The 22,330-nt window shown below is 72.0% G+C and carries 24 protein-coding genes; 16 read left to right on the forward strand and 8 right to left on the reverse strand.

Annotated elements, in window-relative coordinates:
- Positions 1-61: 61 nt before the first annotated feature.
- Positions 62-1,063 (forward strand): 2,3,4,5-tetrahydropyridine-2,6-dicarboxylate N-succinyltransferase, encoded by a 1,002-nt coding sequence (gene dapD / locus ACFCZF_RS19610; RefSeq protein ID WP_376672719.1) that lies wholly within the window; start codon positions 62-64, stop codon positions 1,061-1,063.
- Between the two features lie 69 nt (positions 1,064-1,132).
- Here dapD and ACFCZF_RS19615 read toward each other — a convergent pair whose 3' ends face one another.
- Positions 1,133-1,321 (reverse strand): hypothetical protein, encoded by a 189-nt coding sequence (locus ACFCZF_RS19615; protein ID WP_376672720.1) that lies wholly within the window; start codon positions 1,319-1,321, stop codon positions 1,133-1,135.
- Between the two features lie 171 nt (positions 1,322-1,492).
- On the opposite strand from ACFCZF_RS19615, the gene ACFCZF_RS19620 reads away from it, so the two are divergent.
- The gene (locus ACFCZF_RS19620; protein WP_310873961.1) at positions 1,493-1,723 is read left to right on the forward strand and encodes a hypothetical protein; all 231 of its coding nucleotides are present in this window, start codon (positions 1,493-1,495) and stop codon (positions 1,721-1,723) included.
- Here ACFCZF_RS19620 and dapA read toward each other — a convergent pair.
- Positions 1,708-2,634: a 4-hydroxy-tetrahydrodipicolinate synthase gene (gene dapA, locus ACFCZF_RS19625; RefSeq protein WP_376672721.1), complete on the reverse strand. Its 927-nt coding sequence runs from the start codon at positions 2,632-2,634 to the stop codon at positions 1,708-1,710. The two genes, ACFCZF_RS19620 and dapA, sit on opposite strands and share 16 nt — an antisense overlap.
- A gap of 155 nt (positions 2,635-2,789) precedes the next feature.
- On the opposite strand from dapA, the gene ACFCZF_RS19630 reads away from it, so the two are divergent.
- From ACFCZF_RS19630 to ACFCZF_RS19640, 3 genes are all read left to right on the forward strand, one after another.
- Positions 2,790-3,209, forward strand: coding sequence for a phage holin family protein (locus tag ACFCZF_RS19630; RefSeq protein ID WP_375923385.1), 420 nt, complete (start codon positions 2,790-2,792; stop codon positions 3,207-3,209).
- A complete protein-coding gene (locus ACFCZF_RS19635) occupies positions 3,206-3,709 on the forward strand; it encodes a DUF3618 domain-containing protein (RefSeq protein ID WP_376672722.1) in 504 nt (167 codons plus the stop codon). Before ACFCZF_RS19630 ends, ACFCZF_RS19635 begins: the two co-directional genes overlap by 4 nt.
- 168 nt (positions 3,710-3,877) lie before the next feature.
- Positions 3,878-4,582 (forward strand): antibiotic biosynthesis monooxygenase, encoded by a 705-nt coding sequence (locus tag ACFCZF_RS19640; protein WP_376672723.1) that lies wholly within the window; start codon positions 3,878-3,880, stop codon positions 4,580-4,582.
- Between the two features lie 22 nt (positions 4,583-4,604).
- On the opposite strand, the gene ACFCZF_RS19645 is transcribed toward ACFCZF_RS19640, so the two are convergent.
- A complete protein-coding gene (locus tag ACFCZF_RS19645; protein WP_376672724.1) occupies positions 4,605-6,434 on the reverse strand; it encodes an endonuclease/exonuclease/phosphatase family protein in 1,830 nt (609 codons plus the stop codon).
- A gap of 312 nt (positions 6,435-6,746) precedes the next feature.
- On the opposite strand from ACFCZF_RS19645, the gene ACFCZF_RS19650 reads away from it, so the two are divergent.
- Together ACFCZF_RS19650 and ACFCZF_RS19655 are read left to right on the forward strand one after the other, a co-directional pair.
- Positions 6,747-8,174 carry a hypothetical protein gene (locus ACFCZF_RS19650; RefSeq protein WP_376672725.1) on the forward strand — a complete coding sequence of 476 codons (1,428 nt, stop codon included), beginning with the start codon at positions 6,747-6,749 and terminating at the stop codon, positions 8,172-8,174.
- A gap of 346 nt (positions 8,175-8,520) precedes the next feature.
- Positions 8,521-9,981, forward strand: a complete 1,461-nt coding sequence (locus ACFCZF_RS19655) for an alkaline phosphatase PhoX (protein ID WP_376672726.1) — start codon at positions 8,521-8,523, stop codon at positions 9,979-9,981.
- A 66-nt stretch (positions 9,982-10,047) separates the two neighbouring features.
- Here ACFCZF_RS19655 and ACFCZF_RS19660 read toward each other — a convergent pair whose 3' ends face one another.
- Complete coding sequence (locus ACFCZF_RS19660) at positions 10,048-10,521, reverse strand: hypothetical protein (RefSeq protein ID WP_376672727.1); 474 nt, start codon at positions 10,519-10,521, stop codon at positions 10,048-10,050.
- Positions 10,522-10,645: 124 nt separating this feature from the next.
- Here ACFCZF_RS19660 and ACFCZF_RS19665 point away from each other — a divergent pair, with 124 nt between their 5' ends.
- A complete protein-coding gene (locus tag ACFCZF_RS19665; RefSeq protein WP_376672728.1) occupies positions 10,646-11,233 on the forward strand; it encodes a TetR/AcrR family transcriptional regulator in 588 nt (195 codons plus the stop codon).
- Positions 11,234-11,285: 52 nt separating this feature from the next.
- Here the strand turns inward: ACFCZF_RS19665 and ACFCZF_RS19670 are convergent, their stop codons facing one another.
- Together ACFCZF_RS19670 and ACFCZF_RS19675 are read right to left on the reverse strand one after the other, a co-directional pair.
- On the reverse strand, positions 11,286-12,506 hold the full coding sequence (locus ACFCZF_RS19670) for a TerD family protein (protein ID WP_375924356.1): 1,221 nt from the start codon (positions 12,504-12,506) through the stop codon (positions 11,286-11,288).
- A 64-nt stretch (positions 12,507-12,570) separates the two neighbouring features.
- Positions 12,571-12,804: a hypothetical protein gene (locus tag ACFCZF_RS19675; RefSeq protein ID WP_375924348.1), complete on the reverse strand. Its 234-nt coding sequence runs from the start codon at positions 12,802-12,804 to the stop codon at positions 12,571-12,573.
- Positions 12,805-12,923: 119 nt separating this feature from the next.
- Here ACFCZF_RS19675 and ACFCZF_RS19680 point away from each other — a divergent pair, with 119 nt between their 5' ends.
- Positions 12,924-13,181 carry a transposase gene (locus ACFCZF_RS19680; protein ID WP_375924346.1) on the forward strand — a complete coding sequence of 86 codons (258 nt, stop codon included), beginning with the start codon at positions 12,924-12,926 and terminating at the stop codon, positions 13,179-13,181.
- Positions 13,182-13,216: 35 nt separating this feature from the next.
- Positions 13,217-13,522 (forward strand): transposase, encoded by a 306-nt coding sequence (locus ACFCZF_RS19685; RefSeq protein ID WP_375924344.1) that lies wholly within the window; start codon positions 13,217-13,219, stop codon positions 13,520-13,522.
- 57 nt (positions 13,523-13,579) lie between these two features.
- On the opposite strand, the gene ACFCZF_RS19690 is transcribed toward ACFCZF_RS19685, so the two are convergent.
- Complete coding sequence (locus ACFCZF_RS19690; RefSeq protein WP_376672729.1) at positions 13,580-14,746, reverse strand: hypothetical protein; 1,167 nt, start codon at positions 14,744-14,746, stop codon at positions 13,580-13,582.
- Positions 14,743-15,693, reverse strand: coding sequence for a 5-dehydro-4-deoxyglucarate dehydratase (locus ACFCZF_RS19695; protein WP_376672730.1), 951 nt, complete (start codon positions 15,691-15,693; stop codon positions 14,743-14,745). The genes ACFCZF_RS19690 and ACFCZF_RS19695 overlap by 4 nt, the downstream gene beginning before the upstream one ends.
- Positions 15,694-15,887: 194 nt before the next feature.
- On the opposite strand from ACFCZF_RS19695, the gene ACFCZF_RS19700 reads away from it, so the two are divergent.
- From ACFCZF_RS19700 to ACFCZF_RS19725, 6 genes are all read left to right on the forward strand, one after another.
- Positions 15,888-16,697 carry an NAD-dependent epimerase/dehydratase family protein gene (locus ACFCZF_RS19700; protein WP_376672731.1) on the forward strand — a complete coding sequence of 270 codons (810 nt, stop codon included), beginning with the start codon at positions 15,888-15,890 and terminating at the stop codon, positions 16,695-16,697.
- A 272-nt stretch (positions 16,698-16,969) separates the two neighbouring features.
- Entirely contained in the window at positions 16,970-17,740 is a 771-nt protein-coding gene (locus ACFCZF_RS19705) for a DeoR/GlpR family DNA-binding transcription regulator (RefSeq protein WP_375924336.1), read from the forward strand.
- Between the two features lie 78 nt (positions 17,741-17,818).
- Positions 17,819-19,189, forward strand: a complete 1,371-nt coding sequence (locus ACFCZF_RS19710; RefSeq protein WP_376672732.1) for an ABC transporter substrate-binding protein — start codon at positions 17,819-17,821, stop codon at positions 19,187-19,189.
- Positions 19,186-20,130: a carbohydrate ABC transporter permease gene (locus ACFCZF_RS19715; RefSeq protein ID WP_375924332.1), complete on the forward strand. Its 945-nt coding sequence runs from the start codon at positions 19,186-19,188 to the stop codon at positions 20,128-20,130. Before ACFCZF_RS19710 ends, ACFCZF_RS19715 begins: the two co-directional genes overlap by 4 nt.
- The gene (locus ACFCZF_RS19720) at positions 20,127-21,011 is read left to right on the forward strand and encodes a carbohydrate ABC transporter permease (RefSeq protein WP_376672733.1); all 885 of its coding nucleotides are present in this window, start codon (positions 20,127-20,129) and stop codon (positions 21,009-21,011) included. Before ACFCZF_RS19715 ends, ACFCZF_RS19720 begins: the two co-directional genes overlap by 4 nt.
- Entirely contained in the window at positions 21,008-21,997 is a 990-nt protein-coding gene (locus ACFCZF_RS19725) for a zinc-dependent alcohol dehydrogenase family protein (protein ID WP_376672734.1), read from the forward strand. The genes ACFCZF_RS19720 and ACFCZF_RS19725 overlap by 4 nt, the downstream gene beginning before the upstream one ends.
- The last annotated feature ends 333 nt before the right edge of the window (positions 21,998-22,330 follow it).

Consider the following 22,330-nt stretch of genomic DNA (forward strand, 5'->3'; position numbering starts at 1 on the left):
GTGGCGAGACGCCCGAGGGGTCGGCTCGCTTCCGCGGGCGACGGCCGGTTAGGTTGCCCTCATGACCGACACGACTGCTCCCCGCTCCACCGGCGCCGTGGCCGCCGGGCTTGCCACGATCGCCGCCGACGGCACCGTCCTCGACACCTGGTTCCCGGCCCCCGAACTGACCGCTGCGAGTGCCGAGGGCCCCGGCCCGTCCGGCACCGAGCGCCTCACCGCCGAACAGGCCGCCGAACTCCTCGGCGGCGGTGCGACCGCGGCGGTCGGTCCGGACGCCCGGCGGGGCGTCGAAGTGGTCGCGGTCCGCACGGTCATCGCCTCGCTGGACGAGAAGCCGGTCGACACGCACGACGTCTACCTGCGCCTGCACCTGCTCTCCCACCGCCTGGTCGAGCCGCACGGCCAGAACCTGGACGGCATCTTCGCCCACCTGGCCAACGTCGCCTGGACCTCGCTCGGCCCGGTCGCCGTGGACGACATCGAGAAGGTGCGCCTCAACGCCCGCGCCGAGGGCCTGCACCTCCAGGTGACCTCCGTCGACAAGTTCCCGCGCATGACGGACTACGTCGCCCCCAAGGGCGTCCGCATCGCCGACGCCGACCGGGTCCGGCTCGGCGCGCACCTCTCCGCGGGCACCACGGTCATGCACGAGGGCTTCGTCAACTTCAACGCGGGCACGCTCGGCACCTCGATGGTCGAGGGCCGCATCTCCGCGGGCGTGGTCGTCGGCGACGGCTCCGACATCGGCGGCGGCGCCTCCACCATGGGCACGCTCTCCGGCGGCGGCAACGTCCGCATCGTCATCGGCGAGCGCTGCCTGGTCGGCGCCGAGGCGGGCGTCGGCATCGCGCTCGGCGACGAGTGCGTGGTCGAGGCCGGCCTCTACGTCACCGCGGGCACCCGGGTGACGATGCCCGACGGCCAGGTCGTCAAGGCGCGCGAACTCTCCGGCGCCTCCAACATCCTCTTCCGCCGCAACTCGGTCACGGGCACGGTCGAGGCCCGCCCGAACAACGCGGTGTGGGGCGGCCTGAACGAGGTCCTGCACAGCCACAACTGACGCCGTAGCCGGTCGCCGACGGCCGAGCCGCCCTTCCGACGTGCCCCAGCGGGCCCGTCGGGAGGGCGCTCACCGTTTCAGGGCCCGGTAGCGCTTCAGCAGCGCGGTGATGCGCGCGAGGTCGGCGGGTCCGTTCAGCTCGGTCAGGAGGTCGTCGGGGCACAGCTCGTAGAGGTCGCCCCACCAGTGGCGGCCCCGGTTGTCCCAGATCCGGTAGCCGCCCGGCACGCCCCGGGCCACGTAGCGTCTTCTGCTCATCGCGGTGACCCTAGGCGGAGGGGGAGCATACCGCCAACGCGATGAGAGCACGTGCTCCGAGCGCCCCCGCACGTACGGATGACGGCCCGTGACCTTCCGGTGGTCTTGGCGGATGAACGGGTGGACGCAGAGTCCGATCAGACGCCGATCCGACGAAACGAGGGGCCTGGTATGACGAACGAGCGGGCGAGGACCGTGGCGCGTTGGCTGGCCGGGGCGGGCGCCGCGGTGCTGGTGTGCTGGGGTTCGGCGGGGGCCGCGCAGGCGGACGAGACCACCTCCGGATCGCACAACGGCCCCCGGGTCGGCCTCCTCAACGTCAACGTGGGGCAGATCGACGACCCGGCGGAGGACGTACTGGAGCACACGTTGCTGCTCGGGGACGGCTACACCTGGAGCTGATCGGTATCGGCGACCAGTTCCTCGTAGGTCGCCAACAGCCTGTCGGTCGTCTCGCGGTCCGCGGGCCGCAGCGGTGCGCGGACCGGCCCCGAAGGCAGGCCCAGTGTCCCGAGGAGGGCCTTCGCGGTGACCGTGCCGGGCAGGCCCGCGGCCATCATCGGCTCGACGAGGGGGATCGCCCGGCGCTGGAGCCGGGCGGCCCGCCCGGTGTCGCCCGCGTCGAAGGCGTCGAGGACGGCCCGGAACAGGTCCGGCACGACGTTCGCGACCGTGCTGACGTACCCCGCCGCGCCGACCGCGTACAGGGCGAGGACCTGCTCGTCGCAGCCCGCGTAGTACGCCAGGTCCGAGCGGGACAGCACCTTCTGGGTGCCGAGGAGGTCGTAGGAGCAGTCCTTGACGGCGACGATCCGCGGGTGACCGGCGAGGCGGACGAGTGTGTCGGGTTCGATGCGGGTGCCGGTGCGGCCCGGGATGTCGTAGAGGGCGAGCGGCAGTCCGCAGGCGTCCGCGACCTCCAGGAAGTGCGCCTCCAGGGCGTCCTGCGGGGGCCTGCTGTAGTACGGCGTGACCACCAGCAGCCCGTCCGCGCCGGCCCGCTCCGCGGCCAGCGCCAGTTCCACCGTGTGCCGAGTGTCGGCGGTGCCCACCCCGGCGACGACCGACGCCCGGTCCCCGACCGCCTCCCGCACCGCCGTGACCAGCGCCGCCTTCTCGGCGTCCGTGGTGGTCGGCGACTCACCCGTGGTGCCGGACAGCACCAGGCCGTCGCAGCCCCGCGACACCAGCCGGTCGGCGAGCCGCTGTGCGCCGTCGAGATCGAGCGCGCCGGTCCCGGTGAAGGGCGTGACCATGGCGCACAGGGCGCGGCCGAAGGGGGGAGGGGAGGGGCGGTCGTCGTCTGTCGTCATGGGAGTAGTGTCGGCGGCCGGATCGTGTAGCTCCACTTAAATCTGCTACGAGGTATGTGTAAGGAGTGCTGCGTGGTCGGCGGTGGGAGAGGGCAGGGGTAGTGCCGGTCGGCCATGGGTACCCGGGGTGCTCCGAACCGAGAGGAGGCGGAACCGTGACCGGGACCATGCACACCAGGCCTGTGCACGACGAGCAGCACTCCGTGGGTGAACTGGTCGGTCAGGCCACCGAACAGCTCTCCCGGCTCGTGCGCCAGGAAGTGGCCCTCGCCAAGATGGAGCTGGCCGAGAAGGGCAAGCGGGCCGGGCGGGGCGGCGGGATGCTGGGCGCCGCGGGCGCCATCGCGTACGTCGGTCTGTTCGCGCTGGCCGGAACGGCCACGGCCGCGCTCTCACTGGCGCTGCCCGTCTGGGCCGCGGCGCTCATCGTGACGGCGGTGCTCTTCGTGATCGCGGGCGTACTGGCCATGATGGGCCGCGCCCAGCTCCGCCGCGCCGTGCCCCCGAAACCCGAGGAGACCCTCGGCAGCGTCAGGGCCGACGTGGACCAGATCAGGGAAAGGGCGCATCGATGACCGACGCGACAAGCGGCGACGGTGACGGCAGGAGGACCGGCTCCACCGCACAGCCGGCCGGCGGGGCCAAGGGGCCCGACGAGCTGCGACAGCAGATCGAACAGACCCGCGGTCAGCTCGGCGACACCGTGGAGGAGCTGGCGGGGAAGGCGGATGTGAAGGGCCGCGCCAAGGCCCGGGCCGCCGACCTCAGGGACAAGGCCGGTGCCATGACCGTGCAGCTGCGCAGTTCCGCCGCGCAGGCCGGGCACACCGTGCAGGACAAGGCGGGCCGGGCCGGGCACACCGCGCAGGACAAGGCGAGCCGGGCCGGCCGTACAGCGCAGGACAAGGCGGGCAGGGCGGGGCACACCGTGGAGCAGCGGGTGCCGGGACGGGCGCGCGGTGCGGTTCGGGCCGGGCTCGGGCATCCCCGTGCGGTGCTGGTCGCCGGTGCGGCGGCCGGTGCGGTGGTCGCGGCGGGCGTGCTGCGGCGCCGCCACCGTCACGGGCACTGCTGAGGGCGCGGGCGTGACGAGGGGCTCCGGGGCGGGGCCCCTCGTCACGCATGTCTTGCCGGTGCACGTCGTACCGGTACCGGGGTGCATTTCGGAAGGCGCTTGACCTCAACCTTGGTCGAGGTCGGAGAGTGGTGCGTGCAACCGACGCCCCGATCAGTGGAGGCCGGCATGACCCGCCGTACCGACGCACACCCCGAACTCGCCCGCGCCGATGTCCAAGCGCCCTTCTTCAGTACCTGGAGTGTGGGCACGCCCGAGCGGCAGCGGCAGACGGTCGACGCCATCGCCCGTACCTGGGAGCGCCGCCCCTGGCCTGCCGACGACCTGCTGGGCTACCACGTCTACACCGGCCACGACGGCAGCACGCTGTTGCACCACTCGCAGTGGGCGAGCGAGCAGGCGTACGAGGCCTTCGTCAAGACGCACCGGCAGGAGCGCGTCGACGAGATCGACACCGCCGTGCCCGGCATCGAGCGGCTGTGGCTCGGCAGGTACCGGCACTACCGCGGCGGCACCCGCGGGAACGGGCCGGCACCCGTCCCGGGCTGCATCGTGATCGTCGACGTCGAGTTCGAGGGACCCGACCCCGAGCGGCAGCGCGCCTGGGTGGACGCCGTCTTCGAGGCCCTGGCGAGCGAGCCGGAGCCGCACCCCGGCGGCATCTCCGCCCACTTCCACCTCAGCACCGACGGCACCCGGGTCCTCAACTACGCCGAGTGGGAGAGCGCCCAGGCCCACATCGACGCCCTCGCCGCACCGGGCGACGGCGTCGGCTCGGCGTCGGACCAGTGGGAGCGGGTGCGGAACTGGCCGGGCCTGAAGAGCAGTACGGTCAACCGCTACGACCACGCCCTCGGCCTCGTGCCCCGCTGAACCCGCCCCCTTCGCCCGCCGGTTACGGACGGAACCGCAGCACCTGCGGGTCGTGGTCGCTGATCTGGTCGTGGAACTCGGCGTTGACGTGCACGCTGTCGTACGACAGGCGCCCGCCCCACCGGATCGACGGGCTGACCAGGATCTGGTCGAGGACCTGGCTGTTGCCCTGGTAGACGTAGGAGTAACGCTCGCTCCGAGGCAGCGACTTGACCGCCGACCACAGGGCGCCGTCGTCCTCCAGGATGCGCGTGGTCCTGGAGAACTCGAAGTCGTTGATGTCGCCGAGGGCGATGACGTCCGCGTTCTTCTGAGTGGAGAGCACGTCCTTGACGAAGGTGTTCACGGCCTTCGCCTGGAGGTGGCGCTGTGTCTCCGAGCCGCGCGAGGGCGGCTGGTACTGCGCGGACAGGCTCTGGTCGCCGCCCTTGGAGTTGAAGTGGTTGGCGATGACCAGGACGGTGCGGCCGCGGAAGACGAACTCGCCGGCCAGCGGCTTGCGGCTGTCCTCCCAGGCGGTGTTCGCCGGGTCCACGCGGCCGGGGGAGTGGGTGAGCGCCGCCTTGCCGCGCACCTTCGTCACCCCGGTCGCGGTGGCCGCGTCGCCGGACCCGCGGTCGGTGAAGGAGACCCGCTCCGGGTTGAACAGGAACGCCTGGCGGATGTTGCCGCCGGGCTGGCCGCCGTCCTCGCCGTCGACCGGGTCGATGCCGCGCCAGTGGTAGCGCGGGCCGCCGGCCGCGACGATCGCGTCGATCAGCTTGCCGACCGTCGCGTCGGCGGCCACCGTGCCGTCGTCGGTGGCGCCGTTGTTGTCCTGGATCTCCTCCAGGGACACGATGTCGGGCGACGCGAGGTTGTGCACGATCGCCTCGGCGTGCGCGGCGAAGGTGCCGTCGGACGGGTCGAGGTTCTCGACGTTGTACGTCGCCACCGCCAGCTCGCGGCTGCTCTGCCGGCGCGTCGACTCGCGCTCCAGGTCCCCGCTCTCCAGCACGCCGATCTCGCTCGCGACCAGCGTGTAGCCGCCGTACTGGTTGTAGTCCAGCGGGCCCGCGGTGGTTCCGGCGAGGGTGTCGCCCACGTTGGCGTCGGGGAAGTCGGCCGGCTTGCCCAGGGACTGGATCTGCAGCCGGCCGGTGTTCTGGGAGTCGTAGGAGCCGTACACCGTGCCGCCTCGGCGGTTGGCGTTCTCCCAGGGCTTCACCGTGACCCACAGCTCGGTGTACGGGTCGGAGGCGCCGACCACGCGGGCGTCGGCGACCCGGACGTTCATGCCCTCCAGGGACTCGTAGTGGTCCAGGGCGTAACGCGCGGGCCGCAGCGGCAGGCCGTTGACCGAGCCGTTCCCGGCCTCGTCGCCCTCGGGGGCGTATGCGCGCGGCACGGTGCGGGCGGAGACGGTCGTCGCGGCCGGGACCGCGTTGCCGCTGGAGACGACCGTGAACGTCGGGCGGGTGATCTCGGTCAGCGACTGGTTGCCGGAGGAGGTGCCGCCGGGCACGTACTCCGAGACCGTGCCGGACACGGTGACCGCGTCACCGACGGCGACGCCCTTCGGGGTGGAGCCGGTGAAGACGAAGACGCCCTCGCTGGTGGCCGGGTCGGCGTCGGGCTTCTGGTCCTGGATCCAGAAACCTCTGGAGTTGCCGTAGCCGCGGACTCCGGTGACGATTCCGGCCACGTCCGTGACCTGCTTGCCGGCGTACGGCGACAGCCGGGTGCTGCCCTGGATGTCGTGGACGCGCACGGAGTCGGCGTGCGCGGGCGAGGTGAGGACGACCGTGGACGCCGCCGAGCAGACTGCGGCGACGGTGAGCGCGGCGAGGCGCGCGGAGGACTTGCTGGCCAACGTGATCCCTCCGGGGACGTGACAGAGCGCCGGGACGAGGGTGGGACGAGGGTGTGGCGCGACGGAACGAGGGTGATGGGACGCGAGGGGCCGCAGGCACACGTGGACCTGAGTGAACACTTGTCCCCCCGCTTTCTACGCGCGTCAATCTCCTGCTTGGCCACGCCAGTTGTCAAGGTTTCGGCCATGTACGCCACCCGTCGGGGAGATGAACCGGGCGGCATGGGTGGAAACCCGTCTAGGCTGAGCTGTTGAGCCGTACGGCGTCCGGATGGCCGTACGGCGGTCAAGGCGCGCGAGGAGAAACAGCCGATGTCAGACAGCTCCACCCTGCCGCCCGCACGGCTGCGCGCCGAAGCGGAACTGGCCCGCGACGCGCTGTCCACGCCGGTGCTCTCCCGGGCCGCCCGGCTGGCCCGCTGGGCCGGTCCCGACACCCGTGTCGACGCCGGGGGCGGGCTCGTCGAGGAGCAGCTGCCGACGGCGGCCGAGGAGCTCGGGCTGAGCGGGGACGACGCCGCGGCCCACGCGAGCGAGGCGTGGCGGATCGCCGTGGACACCGGGCTCGTCGAGATCACCGACGAGGAGGCGGGCACCGTCGCGGCGGGCGAGGACGTCGCCCTGCTCACCGGCGGCTCTCCGCAGGACGTGCTCGGGCTGTGGCTCACCGCCCTGGAGGCGGTGCTCGCCGACGCGAGCGTGCCCGACCTCGACGACCTGGTCGACGCGATGGCCGAGGGCGGCGAGGTCGACCTGTCGTCCCTCGACTGGGACCCGGAGGCCGAGGCCGAGTTCCTCGACGGCGTGCTCGGCAACCTCTACCTGCTCACCGTCGGCGAGGACCGCCCCGGCGACGCCTCGGTGCCGCTGCCCGCGCTGGCGGCGTCCGTGATCGTGCCCAGCGACATGGGCGAGCCCACCAACGACGTGCTGGAGCAGGTGTCCGACGCGATGATGCGGCTGGACGACCAGTTCCGGCTGCTGGAGCCCATCGGCCTCGTCGAGTACCAGCCGGTCGACGAGGCCCTGATGGCCGACGCGGACGAGGAGCCCGCGGCGCCCGTCGACGAGACCGACGTCGCCCGCTACGGCATGGTGCGGCTCACCCCGCTCGGCCTGTACGGACTGCGCGCCCGGCTCCTGGAGGCCGGCTTCGAGGCACCCGCCGTCGGCGACCTCACCGACAAGGGCGCCGACGCGCTGCTCGACGGCACCGCCCCCTTCCCGCCGGCCGCGGCGCACGCCGAGACCGAGCTGTGGCTGGCCGGCCGGAGCCCTCTCGACGCGGCCCGTGAACTGCTGGCGGCGGCACGCGGCTCGGACACCGGCGCGCCCCTGCGCCGGCTGCGCTGCCAGCAGGCGCTGTCCCTGGTCGGCGCCGAGGCGGAGCCCGCGCTGCGGGAGGTCCTCGACGACGCCGAGCTGGGCGGCCTGGCCCGGGTCTGGCTGACCGAGCACGGCGCGCGGGACGTTCCCGCCCCGCCGCAGGAGATGGTCTTCTGGCTGACCATCGACACCGTGGCGGCACAGCTCGCGGCCGAGGGGAACTCCGAGGAACTGCGTGCGCTGGTGGAGGGGCTGGCCCGGCAGCACAGCGGGTTCTTCGACACGGTGTGGCGGGTCGACCACCCGGCCACGCCGGACGTCCTGGAGGCGATGGGGCGGCTGCATCCCGACAAGAAGGTGGCGAAGGAAGCGCGCAAGGCGGCGTTCAAGGCACGGTCGCAGCAGGGGGGCTGACGCCGGGCGCGTCGGGGTGCGTCGGGGTGCGTCGGGCGGAGCCTGTTGCACGCCGGTCAGCTGGGCGGGGGTGGGTGGCGCGGCCCGGCGTTGCGGGGTGCCGCCGCGCCCACCCGTGCCGCCCTAGGCGGCACGAATGCCCGCGGTTGCCGGGGGGTGTGCGTGGCCGCGGCTATGCGGGAGGGTGCCCGCGGGTACAGGGGGCGGGTTCGTGGTTGTGCGGGCTGCCGCACGGGCGCCGTGCGTAGTTCAACCGCCGTTCAGGCGTGGGCGGAACCGTGTCGCCGGACCGAGGTCCGCCACCCTCCACGGCACGTCCGGCACGTCCACCGTTACAGGAGTCACCATGTCGCTCACCCGCAGGGACTTCGCCAGTCGCTCCGCGCTCACCGGCGCCGGAGTCGTGCTGGCGGGCAGCGTCGGCGCCCTCGCCACCGCCCCGAACGCCCTCGCGTCCACGGACACCGAGAGCGCGGGGGAGGAGCACGGCAGAGGCCACGGACACGACCACGGCGGGGTCGGCTACGGGCCGCTGATCCCCGACCCGGACGGCATCCTCGCCCTGCCCGCAGGCTTCCGCTACGAGATCCTCACCTACTGCGGCCGGACCAAGCTGGAGTCGGGCGAGTACACCCCGTCCAACCACGACGGCACCGCCACCTTCGACGGCCCGCGCGGCACCACCCTCCTCGTCAACAACCACGAGCTCGGCGGCCACCGCGACGACTGGGACCACCCCGTCCCGCTCATCGAGGGCCTCGTCTACGACCCCGCCGCGGCCGGCGGCTGCACGGTCGTCGAGGTCCGCCGCGGCGGCCACGTCGCCGAGTGGGTCGGCATCGCCGGCACCGCCCAGAACTGCGCGGGCGGCAGCACCCCCTGGGGAACCTGGCTGACCTGCGAGGAGACCGAGGACAAGGCCGGCGAGGAGGGGATGACCAAGGACCACGGCTACGTCTTCGAGGTCGACCCCGAGGACCGCCGCGCCAACCGCGATCCCAAGCCGATCAAGGCGCTCGGCCGCTACGCCCACGAGGCCGTCGTCGTCGACCCCAGGCGCGGCCACCTCTACCTCACCGAGGACGCCTCCGGCCCCAACGGCCTCTTCTACCGCTGGACCCCGCCGGAGGGCTTCCGGCACGGCCGCGGCAGGCTGCGCACCCTCGCCGACGACGCCGGGGTCCTCCAGGCGTTCAAGTGCTTCGACTCCGGCGGCAAGTTCGTCGACGACCTCTCCCGCGCGACGAGGACCGGCACCGTCTACGGCGTCGACTGGATCGACGTCCCCGACCGCGACGCGCAGAGCACCTCCGTGCGCAGGCAGTTCGGCGCCGGCCAGGTCACCCGCGCCCGCAAGCTGGAGGGCATGTGGTGGGCCGACGGCGGCGCGTACATCGTCTCCTCGTTCGCCCGTGACGAGAGCCCCGGCCGGCCGCACGACGGCCAGGTCTGGTTCTACGACCCGGGGCGCCGCACCCTCACCCTCAAGGTCCTCCTCGGCGTCAACCCCGACCCGTCGGCGGACGGCGCCTTCGACGGCCCCGACAACATCACCGTCTCCCCGTACGGCGGCATCGTCATCGCCGAGGACGGCGACGGCGTCCAGCACCTGTTCGGCGCCACCGACAGCGGGCGCACGTACCCCATCGCCCGCAACGACCTGAACGTCGGATCCGAAGAGGAGCCCGAGTACAGCGAGTTCGCCGGCGTCACCTTCTCGCCCGACGGAAAGACCCTTTACGCCAACATCCAGGACCCCGGCATCCTGCTCGCCATCACCGGGCCGTGGAAGCGGCAGCGGCGTTAGAACAGGGGATCACACCTACGAGTGGGCCCGTCCGCTTCGGCGGACGGGCGATAGTGCTCTGGGGCGTCAGCTGTTCCAGAACGTCTCGAAGGAGCCGATCCACCAGGCCGCCGCCGACAGGACGCACAGCTGTGCCACCGCCGCCGTCCACCACCGGCACAGGACCGCGAAACCGCACGTCCACCACATGATGGTGAGCAGAGCGTGCACGGCGTCGCTCTGGAACGAGGCGGCGGAGGTGTCCATCATGCCCGGATGCGCCATCCAGTCCTCGGTGAAGATGCCCTCCTGTCCGAGCAGCAGGATCAGGGACACGACCCACAGGTCGAACAGCATCAGGCAGAGGGTCGCGACCCGGTCCAGGCGGAGGTAGGCGCGCGTCGGGACGAACAGCCTCACCTGCCACGGCCCCTCGACGCGCATCAGGTCCACCGGCCGCATGCGCGCCAGCGTCCCCAGTACGTACCCGAAGGCCACGAGTACCGCTATCCATCCGCTGAGCGCGTACAACGCGAACACCAGCAACACCAAGGTCATCATCGATGGGCAGGAGATCCGGCGCGCACGGAATGGTTCCTTCCGGTCGTGTGGGCCGTTCGGGACAGGGTCGGGCGGGCGCGCGGTAAGGTGCGGCGAGAATCCTCTGTGTGCAGGGAGTAGTGGGATGGCGCAGGTCAGGGCCATGCGCGCGGATGCCCGCCGCAACCGTGAGCGGCTGCTGGAGGTCGCGGCGGCGGCTTTCGCCGAACATGGCGAAGGCGCCTCCCTGGACGACATCGCCAAGCGCGCGGGAGTCGGGACCGGCACGCTGTACCGGCACTTCCCGACGCGGCGGGCGTTGCTGGAGGCCGCCTATCTCGACCGGATCGAGGCGATCGCGGCGCGCGCCGACGTGATCGCGGCCGAGCGGGCGCCGGGCGAGGCGTTGCTGGAGTGGCTGAACGAGCTGGCCGTGGGGATGATCCAGGTCCGCGGGATGAAGGCGTTGCTGGGCACCGCCGTCACGGCCGGTGGCTCGGCGGTGGACACGGCGTGCGGCGACTGTGTGCGGGGCGCGGCCGGGCGGCTGGTGCGGGCGGCGCGGGACGAGGGGACGCTGCGGCGGGACGTCGAGCCGATCGAGGTGCTGCGGCTGGTGCACGGGGTGGTGACGGCGTCCGAGTCGACCGACGGGGAGGGCGGGGACGCCGGGGAGGCCGGGGAGTCCGTCCGCCGGTATCTGTCCCTGGTGTGGGGCGGGTTGCGGGCGTAGGCGGCGTTGGTGGGGCGCCGGTGGTGCCGGGGGCGCCCCACCTGCCGGTTGCCTACAGCGCCTGGGCCGACGGCTTCACCATGCCCCGGACCGTGCGGGACTTGACGAAGTCGCCCATGGCGGTCATCTCCCACTCGCCGGAGTACTGCCGGATCAGCTTCGCCATCATCACGCCGGTCTGCGGCTCGGCGCTGGTGAGGTCGAAGCGGACCAGTTCCTCACCGGTCGCGGCGTCCATGAGGCGGCAGTAGGCCTTGGCGACCTCCGTGAACTTCTGGCCGGAGAAGGAGTTCACCGTGAAGACCAGGCCGCTGACCTCCTGCGGGAGCCGACCCAGGTCGACAGTGATGACCTCGTCGTCGCCGCCGCCCTCGCCGGTGAGGTTGTCCCCGGAGTGCTTGATGGCGCCGCCGACGATGGACAGCTTGCCGAAGTAGCAGCTGTCGATGTGGTTGCGCTGCGGGCCGTACGCGATGACGGACGCGTCCAGGTCGATGTCCTTGCCGCGGTACGCCGGCTCCCAGCCGAGGCCCATCTTGACTTGGGAGAGCATCGGCCGGCCGCCCTTGACGAGGGAGACGGTCTGGTTCTTCTGGAGGCTGACCCGGCCCTTGTCGAGGTTGATCTTCCCGGCGCCCGGGGCGGGGGCCGGCGGGGCGGCCGGTGCGGTGGGCGGTGCGGAGGGCATCGTGGGCGCGGCGGCGGGCGGGGGCGGCGGGGTGGCCGCCTGGGACCGCTGCGGGGCCGGCGGGGTGGCCGGCTGGGCGGCCGGGGCAGCGGGCTCCTCGACCGTGACGCCGAAGTCCGTCGCGATGCCGGCGAGGCCGTTGGAGTAGCCCTGGCCGACCGCGCGGGCCTTCCAGGCGCCGTTGCGCAGGTAGACCTCCACGATCACCAGCGCGGTCTCGGCGCCGAGCTGCGGGGGCGTGAAGGAGGCGAGGACGGAGTTGTCGTCCGCGTTGCGGATGGTGGCGGTCGGTTCGATGCCCTGGAAGGTCTGCCCGGCGGCGTCCGGGCTGGCGGTGACGACGATCTTCTCGATGCCCGGCGGCACCGCGGAGGTGTCGACCACGATCGCGTCCGGGGCGGCGCCGCCGCCGGAGCGGTAGGTCACGCCCTGGCCGGTGGGCTGGTTGTAGAAGATGAAGTCGTCGTCGGAGCGCACCTTGCCGTCGGCGGTGAGCAGCAGGCCCGATACGTCGAGCCGCACGGGCGCGGCGACGTCCACCGTCACGCGGGCGGCGGAGAGGGGGATGTTCGAGCCGGGGGTCATAGCTGTCATGCCGGGTGAACGAGCGAGGGCGTTTTACCGTTCCCTTACCCGGGGGCCAATCGGGTCAGCGGCGGGGCCGGGGGTTGTTGCGGGGGTGATTGCGGGCCGTGCGTTCGTTTCCGTGTTTGTAGTTGCCCGTCCAGCGGGCCATGACCAGCTGGGGGTCGCCAGCCGTGACCTCCTGGAGGAAGCGGGCGGCTCGGGAGCCGTTGAGGGTGGTGGCGGGGTGGTTGTGGTGGGTGATGTGGACGGTGCCGTTCGCGGTGGTGGTGTAGACGAAGCCGTTCGGTTTGGGCATGCGGGGATCGTAGGAGGGGTGCGGGGGGAGGGCCCAGGGGTTTTCGCCCCCGCCGCCCCTTCCCTTCCCGTCCCTGGGGCTGCGCCCGCCGTTCGTGTCGTGTGACGACTCGGCCTTGGATGGTGGACGACGGCTTGTGGGCACGGATCGAACCGCTCCTCCCGCCCTGGCCCGAGCGGTCGCCAGGGCCGAGGCCGGTTGATGACCGGCTGTGCTTGCAGGGCATCTTGTACGTCCTGCATCAGGACATCGCCTGGCGATTCCTGCCCCTTGGAGCTGGGGTTCGGACCCGGACAGACCTGCTGGCGCCGTCTGGACCGCTGGCAGCAGGCTGGAGTCTTCGAGGAACTGCACCGCCTTCCTGCTCGCCGAGCTGAACGCGGCCGGCGACCTCGACTGGTCCCGCGCGTGTGTGTGGACGGTTCTCACGTCCGCGCGAAAGGGGGGAGCTGCGACTGGTCCGTCGCCGGTCGACCGGCGGAAGACGGGCAGCAAGCATCACTTGATCTGCGACGGCAAGGGCACTCCACTGCACGTCATCACAACTGTCGCCAACGTCAACGACATCACCCAGACCCTCGACTTGGTCGACGGCATCCCGCCCGTCGCCGGACGGCCCGGCCGACCACGACGGCGACCCGAGTCCGTCCTGGGCGACAAGGCGTACGACTCCACGGCCGTACGCCGACAACTGCTGCACCGCGGATCCTGCCCGTGATCTCCCGCAAGGGGCCCCGAACATCAGGGGCCTGGGCAGACTCCGCAACCGACCCGCTCACCTCACCCGCAGCCCCGCCCGCACCCCCTCCAGATCCCCGTCCGACGCCAGCCCCGCGTGGTACAGCCGCAGTTCCGTCGCGCCCAGTTCGCGCGCGCGGGCGGCGTCGGCCGCGAGCCTGTCCGGTCTGCCGCCCATGCCGGAGACCACGGTGAGGTTGGCGGCGAGTACGGCCCCGGCGCGGTCCTGCTCGGCGAAGGGCGTCAGCAGGCCCGCGCCGCCCGTGCAAGGCACGACCACGCCGTCCGCGACGGACAGGATGTGCGCGGGGTCGACGCCGGCGTTGGCGCCGCAGTGGTACGAGACGGGGTCGGCGTGCAGCAGGACCCGGAAGCCGTCGGGCGCGGCGGCGCGTACGGCCGCGACCGCCGCCTCCTGGAGCGTGCGGGCGGTCTCGTCCCGCCACGCGCGCGTGGCGTTCGCCGGCGCCTCGCCGAGCAGCTTCGCCACGCCGGCCCAGCCCCCGTCCGACGGCCCCGCTCCCCGCCACACCGGTTCGAGCGCGGCGCGCACGGCGGCGGCCAGTCCATCGGGATCGAGGCCCTGTCCGCCGTAGCCCGCCCGGCAGTCCGGGCAGAAGCACAGCGACATCAGGTACTGCCCGGCGTCCCCGAGGCCGACTCCGCCGGTCTTGTCGTGGGCGTGCAGGTGGGCGAGCCCGTACCAGCCGAGGGACTCGAGTTCGGTGCCGCCCGCCCCCGGCCGCACCGCCGCCTCGGCGGCCAGGTCGGTGAGGTACGCGCGCGTGGCGGGCTGCGCGATACAGGGCGCCCATGGGTAGCGGTCGCCGTAGGCGTTGACGACGGAAGTGTGCGGACGCTCGGCGCCGAGGCGGGAGTTGTGGGCGAGGACGACCCAGGTGTGCACGTCCAGGCCCGCGCCCGCGAGGGCGGCGGCGGCCTCGCCCCAGGCGTCGCCGGGCGCCCAGTCACCGGCCTCGTAAGGGCGCAGGTCCCGTCCCTTCCAGCGGGCGTCCGGCGGGTAGAGGACGGCGGCGTACTCGGCGGTGACGACGCGGTGGCGCGGGTGGCGGGGGGTGAGGGCGCGGGTGGAGTGGTAGGCGGCGGCGAGCGTCACCTGCTCGACGCCGGTCCCGGCGATGCACTCCGCCGCCGACGGGTCCCCGTTGACGTCCCAGGGGTAGACGAACGCCGACGCCCTCACTTGAGGCCCTCCTCGTCGAGCAGCGCGTAACCCCGCTCGATCAGCTGGGCGAGTTGCTTCACATGGTCCTCGGTCGGCTCCTGCAACGGCGGCCGCACCTCCCCCACGTCCAGCCCGCGCAGCCGTACGCCCGCCTTGACCAGGGCGACGGCGTACCCGCGGCCCTGTGCGCGCAGTTCGACGAACGGCCGGTAGAAGCCGTCCAGCAGGCGGTGCGCGACGGCGTCGTCGCCCGAGCGGAGCGCCCGGTGGAAGGCGAGGGCGATCTCGGGGGCGAAGCAGAACGCGGCGGACGAGTAGAGGGTGACGCCGAGCGCGCGGTAGGCGAGCTGCGTCTGCTCGGCGGTCGGCAGCCCGTTGAAGTAGAGGAAGTCGTCGCCGGGCACCTCGGTGCGCACGGCGCTGATGATCCGCTGCATGAGGTCGAGGTCGCCGAGCCCGTCCTTGAGGCCGACGATCCCGTCCGTGCGGGCCAGTGCGACCACGCTCTCCGGTGTGAACACGGCGTTGTCGCGCTGATAGACGATCACCGGCAGGGAGGTCGCGGCGGCCACCTCCCGGTAGTGCCGCAGCAGCCCCTCCTGCCCGGCGAGCACCAGGTACGGCGGCATGGCCAGCAGCCCGTCGGCCCCGGCCTCCTCGGCGAGGCGGGCGTAGCGCACGGCGAGGGCGGTGCCGTAGCCCGCGCCCGCCAGGACGGGCACCCTGCCCGCGGTCTCCTCGACGGCCGCCCGGACGCAGGCCTGGAACTCCTCCGGGGTGAGCGCGTGGAACTCACCGGTGCCGCAGCAGGCGAACACGGCGGCGGCCCCGGCCTCGATCCCGCGGCGCACGTGCGTGCGGAAGGCGTCGAGGTCGGCCTCGCCGCCGGGTCCGTAGGCCGTGACGGGGAAGAACAGCGGACCGCTGGGGGTGGTGAGCCGGGCGGCGAGAGGGGCTGAGGTCACGGGCGCTCCCCATTCCATATCCATGATCTGTGTCTACATTTCTGAACGTGACCACGTTAAGTCGCCTCGCGAACACCGTCAAGCAGGCGCCCCTTGACGCGCGACCACCCGCTCTTTACCGTGTCCACACATATGAACTCCAGGCACGGATTCGTACAACTGTCGCCGCTTCAGGAAAACCAGGAGTCCCGAGGATGCCCGCTCCCCGCACCGTCCTGCTCACCGGCGCCGCCGGCGGCCTCGGCACCCTGATGCGGGACCTGCTTCCCGACCACGGGTACACGCTGCGCCTGCTCGACCTGCGCCCGATCGAGGGCGAGCCGGACGCCGTGGTCGCCGACCTCGCCGACCGGGCGGCCGTGCGCGAGGCGGTCCGGGGTGTCGACGCGATCATCCACCTCGCGGGCATCTCCCTGGAAGCCCCGTTCGAGAAGATCCTGAAGGCCAACATCGAGGGGACGTACAACCTCTACGAGGCCGCCCGCGAGGAAGGCATCCGGCGCGTCGTCTTCGCCTCCTCCAACCACGCCGTCGGCTACACCCCGCGCCCCCAGGGCGACGACCCCCTCATCCCGATCGACACCCCGCGCCGCCCGGACACCTTCTACGGCCTGTCCAAGTCCTTCGGCGAGGACCTCGCCCAGTTCTACTGGGACAAGCACGGCATGGAGACCGTCTCGGTCCGCATCGGCTCCTGCTTCCCCGAGCCGACCAGCGTGCGCATGCTCTCGGTGTGGATGAGCCCCGCCGACGGCGCCCGCCTCTTCCACGCCGCCCTGACCGCCGAGAACGTCGGGCACACCGTCGTCCACGGTTCCTCCGCCAACACCCGCCTGTGGTGGGACCTCGCCTCCGCGCGGGCGCTCGGTTACGAACCGCGGGACGACTCCGAGCCGTACGCCGAGAAGCTCGTCGCCGAGCAGGGCGACCTCGACCCGGACAACCCGGCGCACGCCCGCCTCGGCGGCCACTTCGTGACCGACCCCCCGATCTGGCCGTACTGACCGGAAACCGATCGATCACGAGGCGGGCGGGCACCGAACGGGCCCGCCCGCTTCGGCATGCGGGCATCCGCGCTGCCCGTTCTCACGCCCCGCCCCGCTGCCTGCCAGGTCCGCGCCGGGCACCCGGCGACCGGAACGGGCACAAGCGGGCAGTATCGGGTCCGCAACAGGCCTGGTCAGTGCCGCACGGCCGCTGTAGAACTTCCTCCATGGGCCCCACGGGCCCGAACGGGCAAGGACACGGCGACAAGGCGGTGAGGCAGGTGTTCGGCATGGGCACGAGGACGACGGAAGAACGCCGGCACGAGATCGTGCGGGTCGCCCGCGCCACCGGCTCGGTCGACGTCACCGCGCTCGCGGCCGACCTGGGCGTCGCGAAGGAGACCGTACGACGGGACCTGCGCGCCCTGGAGGACCACGGCCTGGTCCGCCGCACCCATGGGGGCGCCTACCCCGTGGAGAGCGCCGGGTTCGAGACCACGCTCGCCTTCCGCGCCACCAGCCACGTGCCCGAGAAGCGCCGGGTCGCCGCCGCGGCCGCCGAGCTGCTCGGCGACGCGGAGACGGTCTTCGTCGACGAGGGCTTCACCCCCCAGCTCATCGCCGAGGCCCTGCCCCGGGACCGGCCGCTGACCGTGGTCACCGCGTCCCTGCCGGTCGCCGGCGCGCTCGCCGAGGCCGGCGACATGTCCGTGCTGCTGCTCGGCGGCCGGGTCCGCTCGGGCACGCTGGCCACCGTCGACCACTGGACGACGAAGATGCTGGCCGGGTTCGTCATCGACCTGGCGTACATCGGCGCCAACGGCATCTCCCGCGAACACGGCCTCACCACCCCCGACCCGGCGGTCAGCGAGGTCAAGACCCAGGCGATCCGCGCCGCCCGCCGCACCGTCTTCGCGGGCACGCACACCAAGTTCGGGGCGGTCAGCTTCTGCCGGTTCGCGGAGGTCGGCGCCCTGGAGGCGATCGTCACCAGCACACTGCTGCCCACGGCCGAGGCCCACCGCTACTCGCTGCTCGGTCCGCAGATCATCCGCGTCTGAGAACAACACGCACGTCCCCGCAGGGCACCCCTACGCCCCGCACTGCCCCATACCTCCCCATATGTTCAGGAGCGATCCATGCGAACCCAGAGCCGACGGAGGCCGCGAGCCACGCTCGCCATGGCCGCCGCAGGGACGCTGCTCGCCCCGCTGCTCTCCGGCTGCTGGGTCGGGGCGGGCGGCGCCGGATCCGGCGGCAACGCCATCAACGTCCTGATGGTCAACAACCCGCAGATGGTCGAGCTGCAGAAACTCACCGCCGACCACTTCACCGAGGAGACCGGCATCAAGGTGAACTTCACCGTCCTGCCGGAGAACGACGTCCGCGACAAGATCAGCCAGGACTTCGCCAACCAGGCGGGCCAGTACGACGTCGCCACCCTCTCCAACTACGAGATACCGATCTACGCCCGCAACGAGTGGCTGCAGCCGATGGACTCCTACGTCGCCGAGGACCCGGCGTACGACGAGAAGGACATCCTGGGGCCGATGCGCGAGTCCCTCACCGGCGACGACGGCAAGCTCTACGGCCAGCCCTTCTACGGCGAGTCGTCCTTCCTGATGTACCGCAAGGACGTGTTCGCCAAGGAGGGCCTGACGATGCCCGAGCACCCCACCTGGACCCAGGTGGCCGAACTCGCCGCCGAACTCGACGGGGCCGAGCCGGACATGAAGGGCATCTGCCTGCGCGGCCTGCCCGGCTGGGGCGAGCTGATGGCGCCGCTGACGACGGTCGTCAACACCTTCGGCGGCACCTGGTTCGACACGGACTGGCAGGCACAACTGGACTCCCCCGAGTGGGAGAGGGCGACGAAGTTCTACGTCGACCTCGTCCGCGAGCACGGCCAGTCCGGCGCCGCCCAGTCCGGTTTCGCCGAGTGCCTGAACAACATGACGCAGGGCAACGTCGCCATGTGGTACGACGCCACCTCCGCCGCCGGATCGCTGGAGTCGGCGAACTCCCCCGTCAAGGGCAAGATGGGCTACGCGCCCGCCCCCGTGGAGAAGACCGAGTCCTCCGGCTGGCTCTACACCTGGGCCTGGGGCATCCAGAAGGCCTCCCGCAACGCCGACAAGGCCTGGAAGTTCGTCTCCTGGGCGTCCAGCAAGGAGTACGAGCAGCTGGTCGGCGACGAGATCGGCTGGTCCAACGTCCCGGCCGGCAAGCGCGCCTCGACGTACGAGAACCCGGACTACGTCAAGGAGGCCGCCGCCTTCCAGGAGATGACCAGGGAGGCCATCGAGGGCGCCAAGCCGAACGACCCCGGCGTCCAGCCGCGCCCCGCGCCCGGCATCCAGTTCGTCGGCATCCCCGAGTTCACCGACCTCGGCACCAAGGTCTCCCAGGAGATCAGCGCGGCCATCGCCGGACGCCAGTCCGTCGAGGAGGCCCTGAAGAAGTCCCAGCAGCTCGCCGAGCAGATCTCCGAGGAGTACGAGGGACGATGACCGCCACGACAACGGCCCCCTCGGCCGCACCCGACCACGCACGACCCACCGTCCGTCCGCCGTCCTCCCGGCTGCGGGCCTGGGCCACCCGGGCCCCCCTCCTGCCCGCCCTGATCTTCATGATCGTGGTCACCCAGCTGCCCTTCGTGGCGACCCTGGTGATCTCCTTCTTCGACTGGAACTCCCTCTACCCGGACGCCCGCACCTTCACCGGCTTCGGCAACTACGGCGACGTCCTGTCCGACCCGGCGCTGCGCAAGTCGGTGTGGACGACGATCCTGCTGACGGTGGCCGTGGTCCTCGCCAGCCTGGTCCTCGGCCTGGCACTCGCCCTGCTCCTGGACCGCCGGTTCAAGGGCCGGGGCGTGGTCCGCACCCTGCTGATCGCCCCGTTCCTGGTGGTCCCGGTGGCGGCGGCCCTGCTCTGGAAGCACGTCCTCTACAACCCGGAGTACGGCCTGCTCAACGGCCTGCTGCACTACGTCGGCGGCCCACAGCCGGACTGGATCTCGAACACCCCGCTGCTCGCGGTCGAGGCCTCGCTGGTGTGGCAGTGGACGCCCTTCATGATGCTCATCCTGCTGGCCGGACTGCAGAGCCGGGACCAGCAGCAGATCGAGGCCGCCCGGGTGGACGGCGCGAGCGACTGGCAGATCTTCGTCCACCTCACCCTCCCCCACCTGCGCCGCTACCTGGAACTCGGCGCCCTGCTGGGCTCGATCTACATCGTCCAGAACTTCGACGCGGTCTTCACGATCACGTCCGGCGGCCTGGGCACCGCCAACCTGCCCTACACCGTCTACCAGAGCTTCTACCAGGCCCACGAGAACGGTCTCGCCTCGGCCGCGGGCGTCCTGGTCGTCATCGGCTCCATCATCATCGCCACCTTCGCGCTGCGCGTGGTGTCGTCCCTGTTCCGCGAGGAGGTCGGCCGCGCATGAGCGCCACCGCCGTACGACCCGCAGCCACCGGCACCACCGGTGCCAAGCCCGTGCGAGTCCGCCGCAAGGCGGGTGCCGGTCTGGGCCTGGTGGCCTGGCTGGCCGGAATCGTCTTCTTCCTGCCGATCGCCTGGATGGCCCTGACCTCCTTCCACTCGGAGGAGGACGCCGCCACCAACCCACCGTCCTTCGCGGCCTCCCTCACCCTGGACGGTTACCGCGAGTTCTTCGGCGCGGGCGGTGGCGCCAGCCCCTGGCCGGCGCTGATCAACTCGGCGGTGGCATCGGTCGCCTCGACCCTCTTCGTCCTGGTCCTGGCCCTGCCCGCCGCGTACGCCCTCTCCATCCGCCCGGTGAAGAAGTGGACGGACGTCCTGTTCTTCTTCCTCTCCACCAAGATGCTGCCGGTGGTGGCCGGCCTGCTGCCGATCTACCTGTTCGCCAAGAACACGGACATGCTGGACAACATCTGGCTGCTGGTCATCCTCTACACGTCCATGAACCTGCCGATCGCCGTCTGGATGATGCAGTCCTTCCTGGCCGAGGTCCCGGTCGCGATCATCGAGGCGGCCCGGGTGGACGGCGCGAGGCTGCCGACGATCCTGGCCCGGGTGGTCGCCCCGATCGCCCTCCCCGGCATCGCCGCGACGTCGCTCATCTGCTTCATCTTCAGCTGGAACGAACTGCTCTTCGCCCGGGTGCTGACGGGCGTGGTCGCCGAGACCGCCCCCGTTTTCCTGACCGGCTTCATCACCAGCCAGGGCCTCTTCCTGGCCAAGGTGTGCGCCGCGTCGCTCGTCATCTCCCTGCCGGTGCTCGCCGCGGGGTTCGCCGCCCAGGACAAACTGGTCCAGGGCCTGTCGCTTGGAGCCGTGAAATGAAGGCCGCCGTCATCGAGTCCGTGGGCCGTGCCGTCGTCACCGAGGTCCCCGACCCGACGCCAGGGCCGCGCGAGGTCGTCGTGGAGGTCGCCGCCTGCGGCCTGTGCGGCACCGACCTGCACATCCTCCAGGGCGAGTTCGCGCCCAAGCTCCCCATCGTGCCGGGCCACGAGTTCGCCGGCGAGGTGGTCGGCGTCGGCGACCGGGTCACGGAGGTGTCCGTCGGCGACCAGGTCGCGGTCGACCCGTCCCTCTACTGCTACGAGTGCCGCTACTGCCGCACCGGCCACAACAACCTCTGCGAACGCTGGGCGGCCATCGGCGTGACGACGGCCGGCGGCGCCGCGAAGTACGCGGTGGCACCCGTGGCCAACTGCGTGAAGCTCCCCGAGCACGTCCGCACCCAGGACGCGGCCCTGATCGAACCGCTCTCCTGCGCGGTCCGCGGCTACGACGTCCTCCAGTCCCGCCTCGGCGCCCACGTCCTGATCTACGGCTCCGGCACCATGGGCCTGATGATGCTGGAGCTGGCCAAGCGCACCGGCGCGGCCGGCGTCGACATGGTCGACCTCAACCCGGCCCGCCTGGAAACGGCCCGCGGCCTCGGCGTCTCGGCCTCGGCCGCGACCCCGGACGAACTGGACCGCCCGCAGGGCTGGGACCTCGTCATCGACGCGACCGGCAACGCGGCGGCCATCCAGGACGGCCTGGACCGGGTCGCCAAGGCGGGCACGTTCCTCCAGTTCGGCGTGGCCGACTACGCGACACGAGTGCAGATCGACCCGTACCGCATCTACAACCAGGAGATCACCATCACCGGCTCGATGGCGGTCCTGCACAGCTACGAACGCGCCGCCGAACTGTTCGCGAACGGCGTCCTGGACCCGGACGTCTTCATCAGCGACCGCATCCCGCTGGACCGCTACCCGGAGGCGCTGGAGCAGTTCGCGGCGGGGGTGGGACGGAAGATCGTGGTCGTGCCATGAGGGACAGCCCGTCCGGCGTTTGATGACGAGGCCCGTTCAGGGCCGAAAGCGGGGGTCTGGGGGCCTTGCACCTTCCTAAGTGTGGGTGACGTCTGACCTGCGGAAACAGTCGGTATTCGAGGGTACAGGGCCGTCCTGGGCGCCCGGGATTGAGACGCACGCACACCCGTTCCGTGACCCTTCCGTGACTGACCGGCAGTGATCGGCGCACACTACAAGACGCCCCCAACCGTGTGCCCTTGCTCGCTCGGTCGGGGGCGTTGGCCGCCCAGGTGGAGGACGCCTGGGCGGGGGCATGCGTCGCTGCCCTTGCGCCTCGCAGCGCCCCGGAGC

The sequence above is a fragment of the Streptomyces sp. NPDC056296 genome (assembly GCF_042268605.1).
GTDB lineage: Bacteria > Actinomycetota > Actinomycetes > Streptomycetales > Streptomycetaceae > Streptomyces.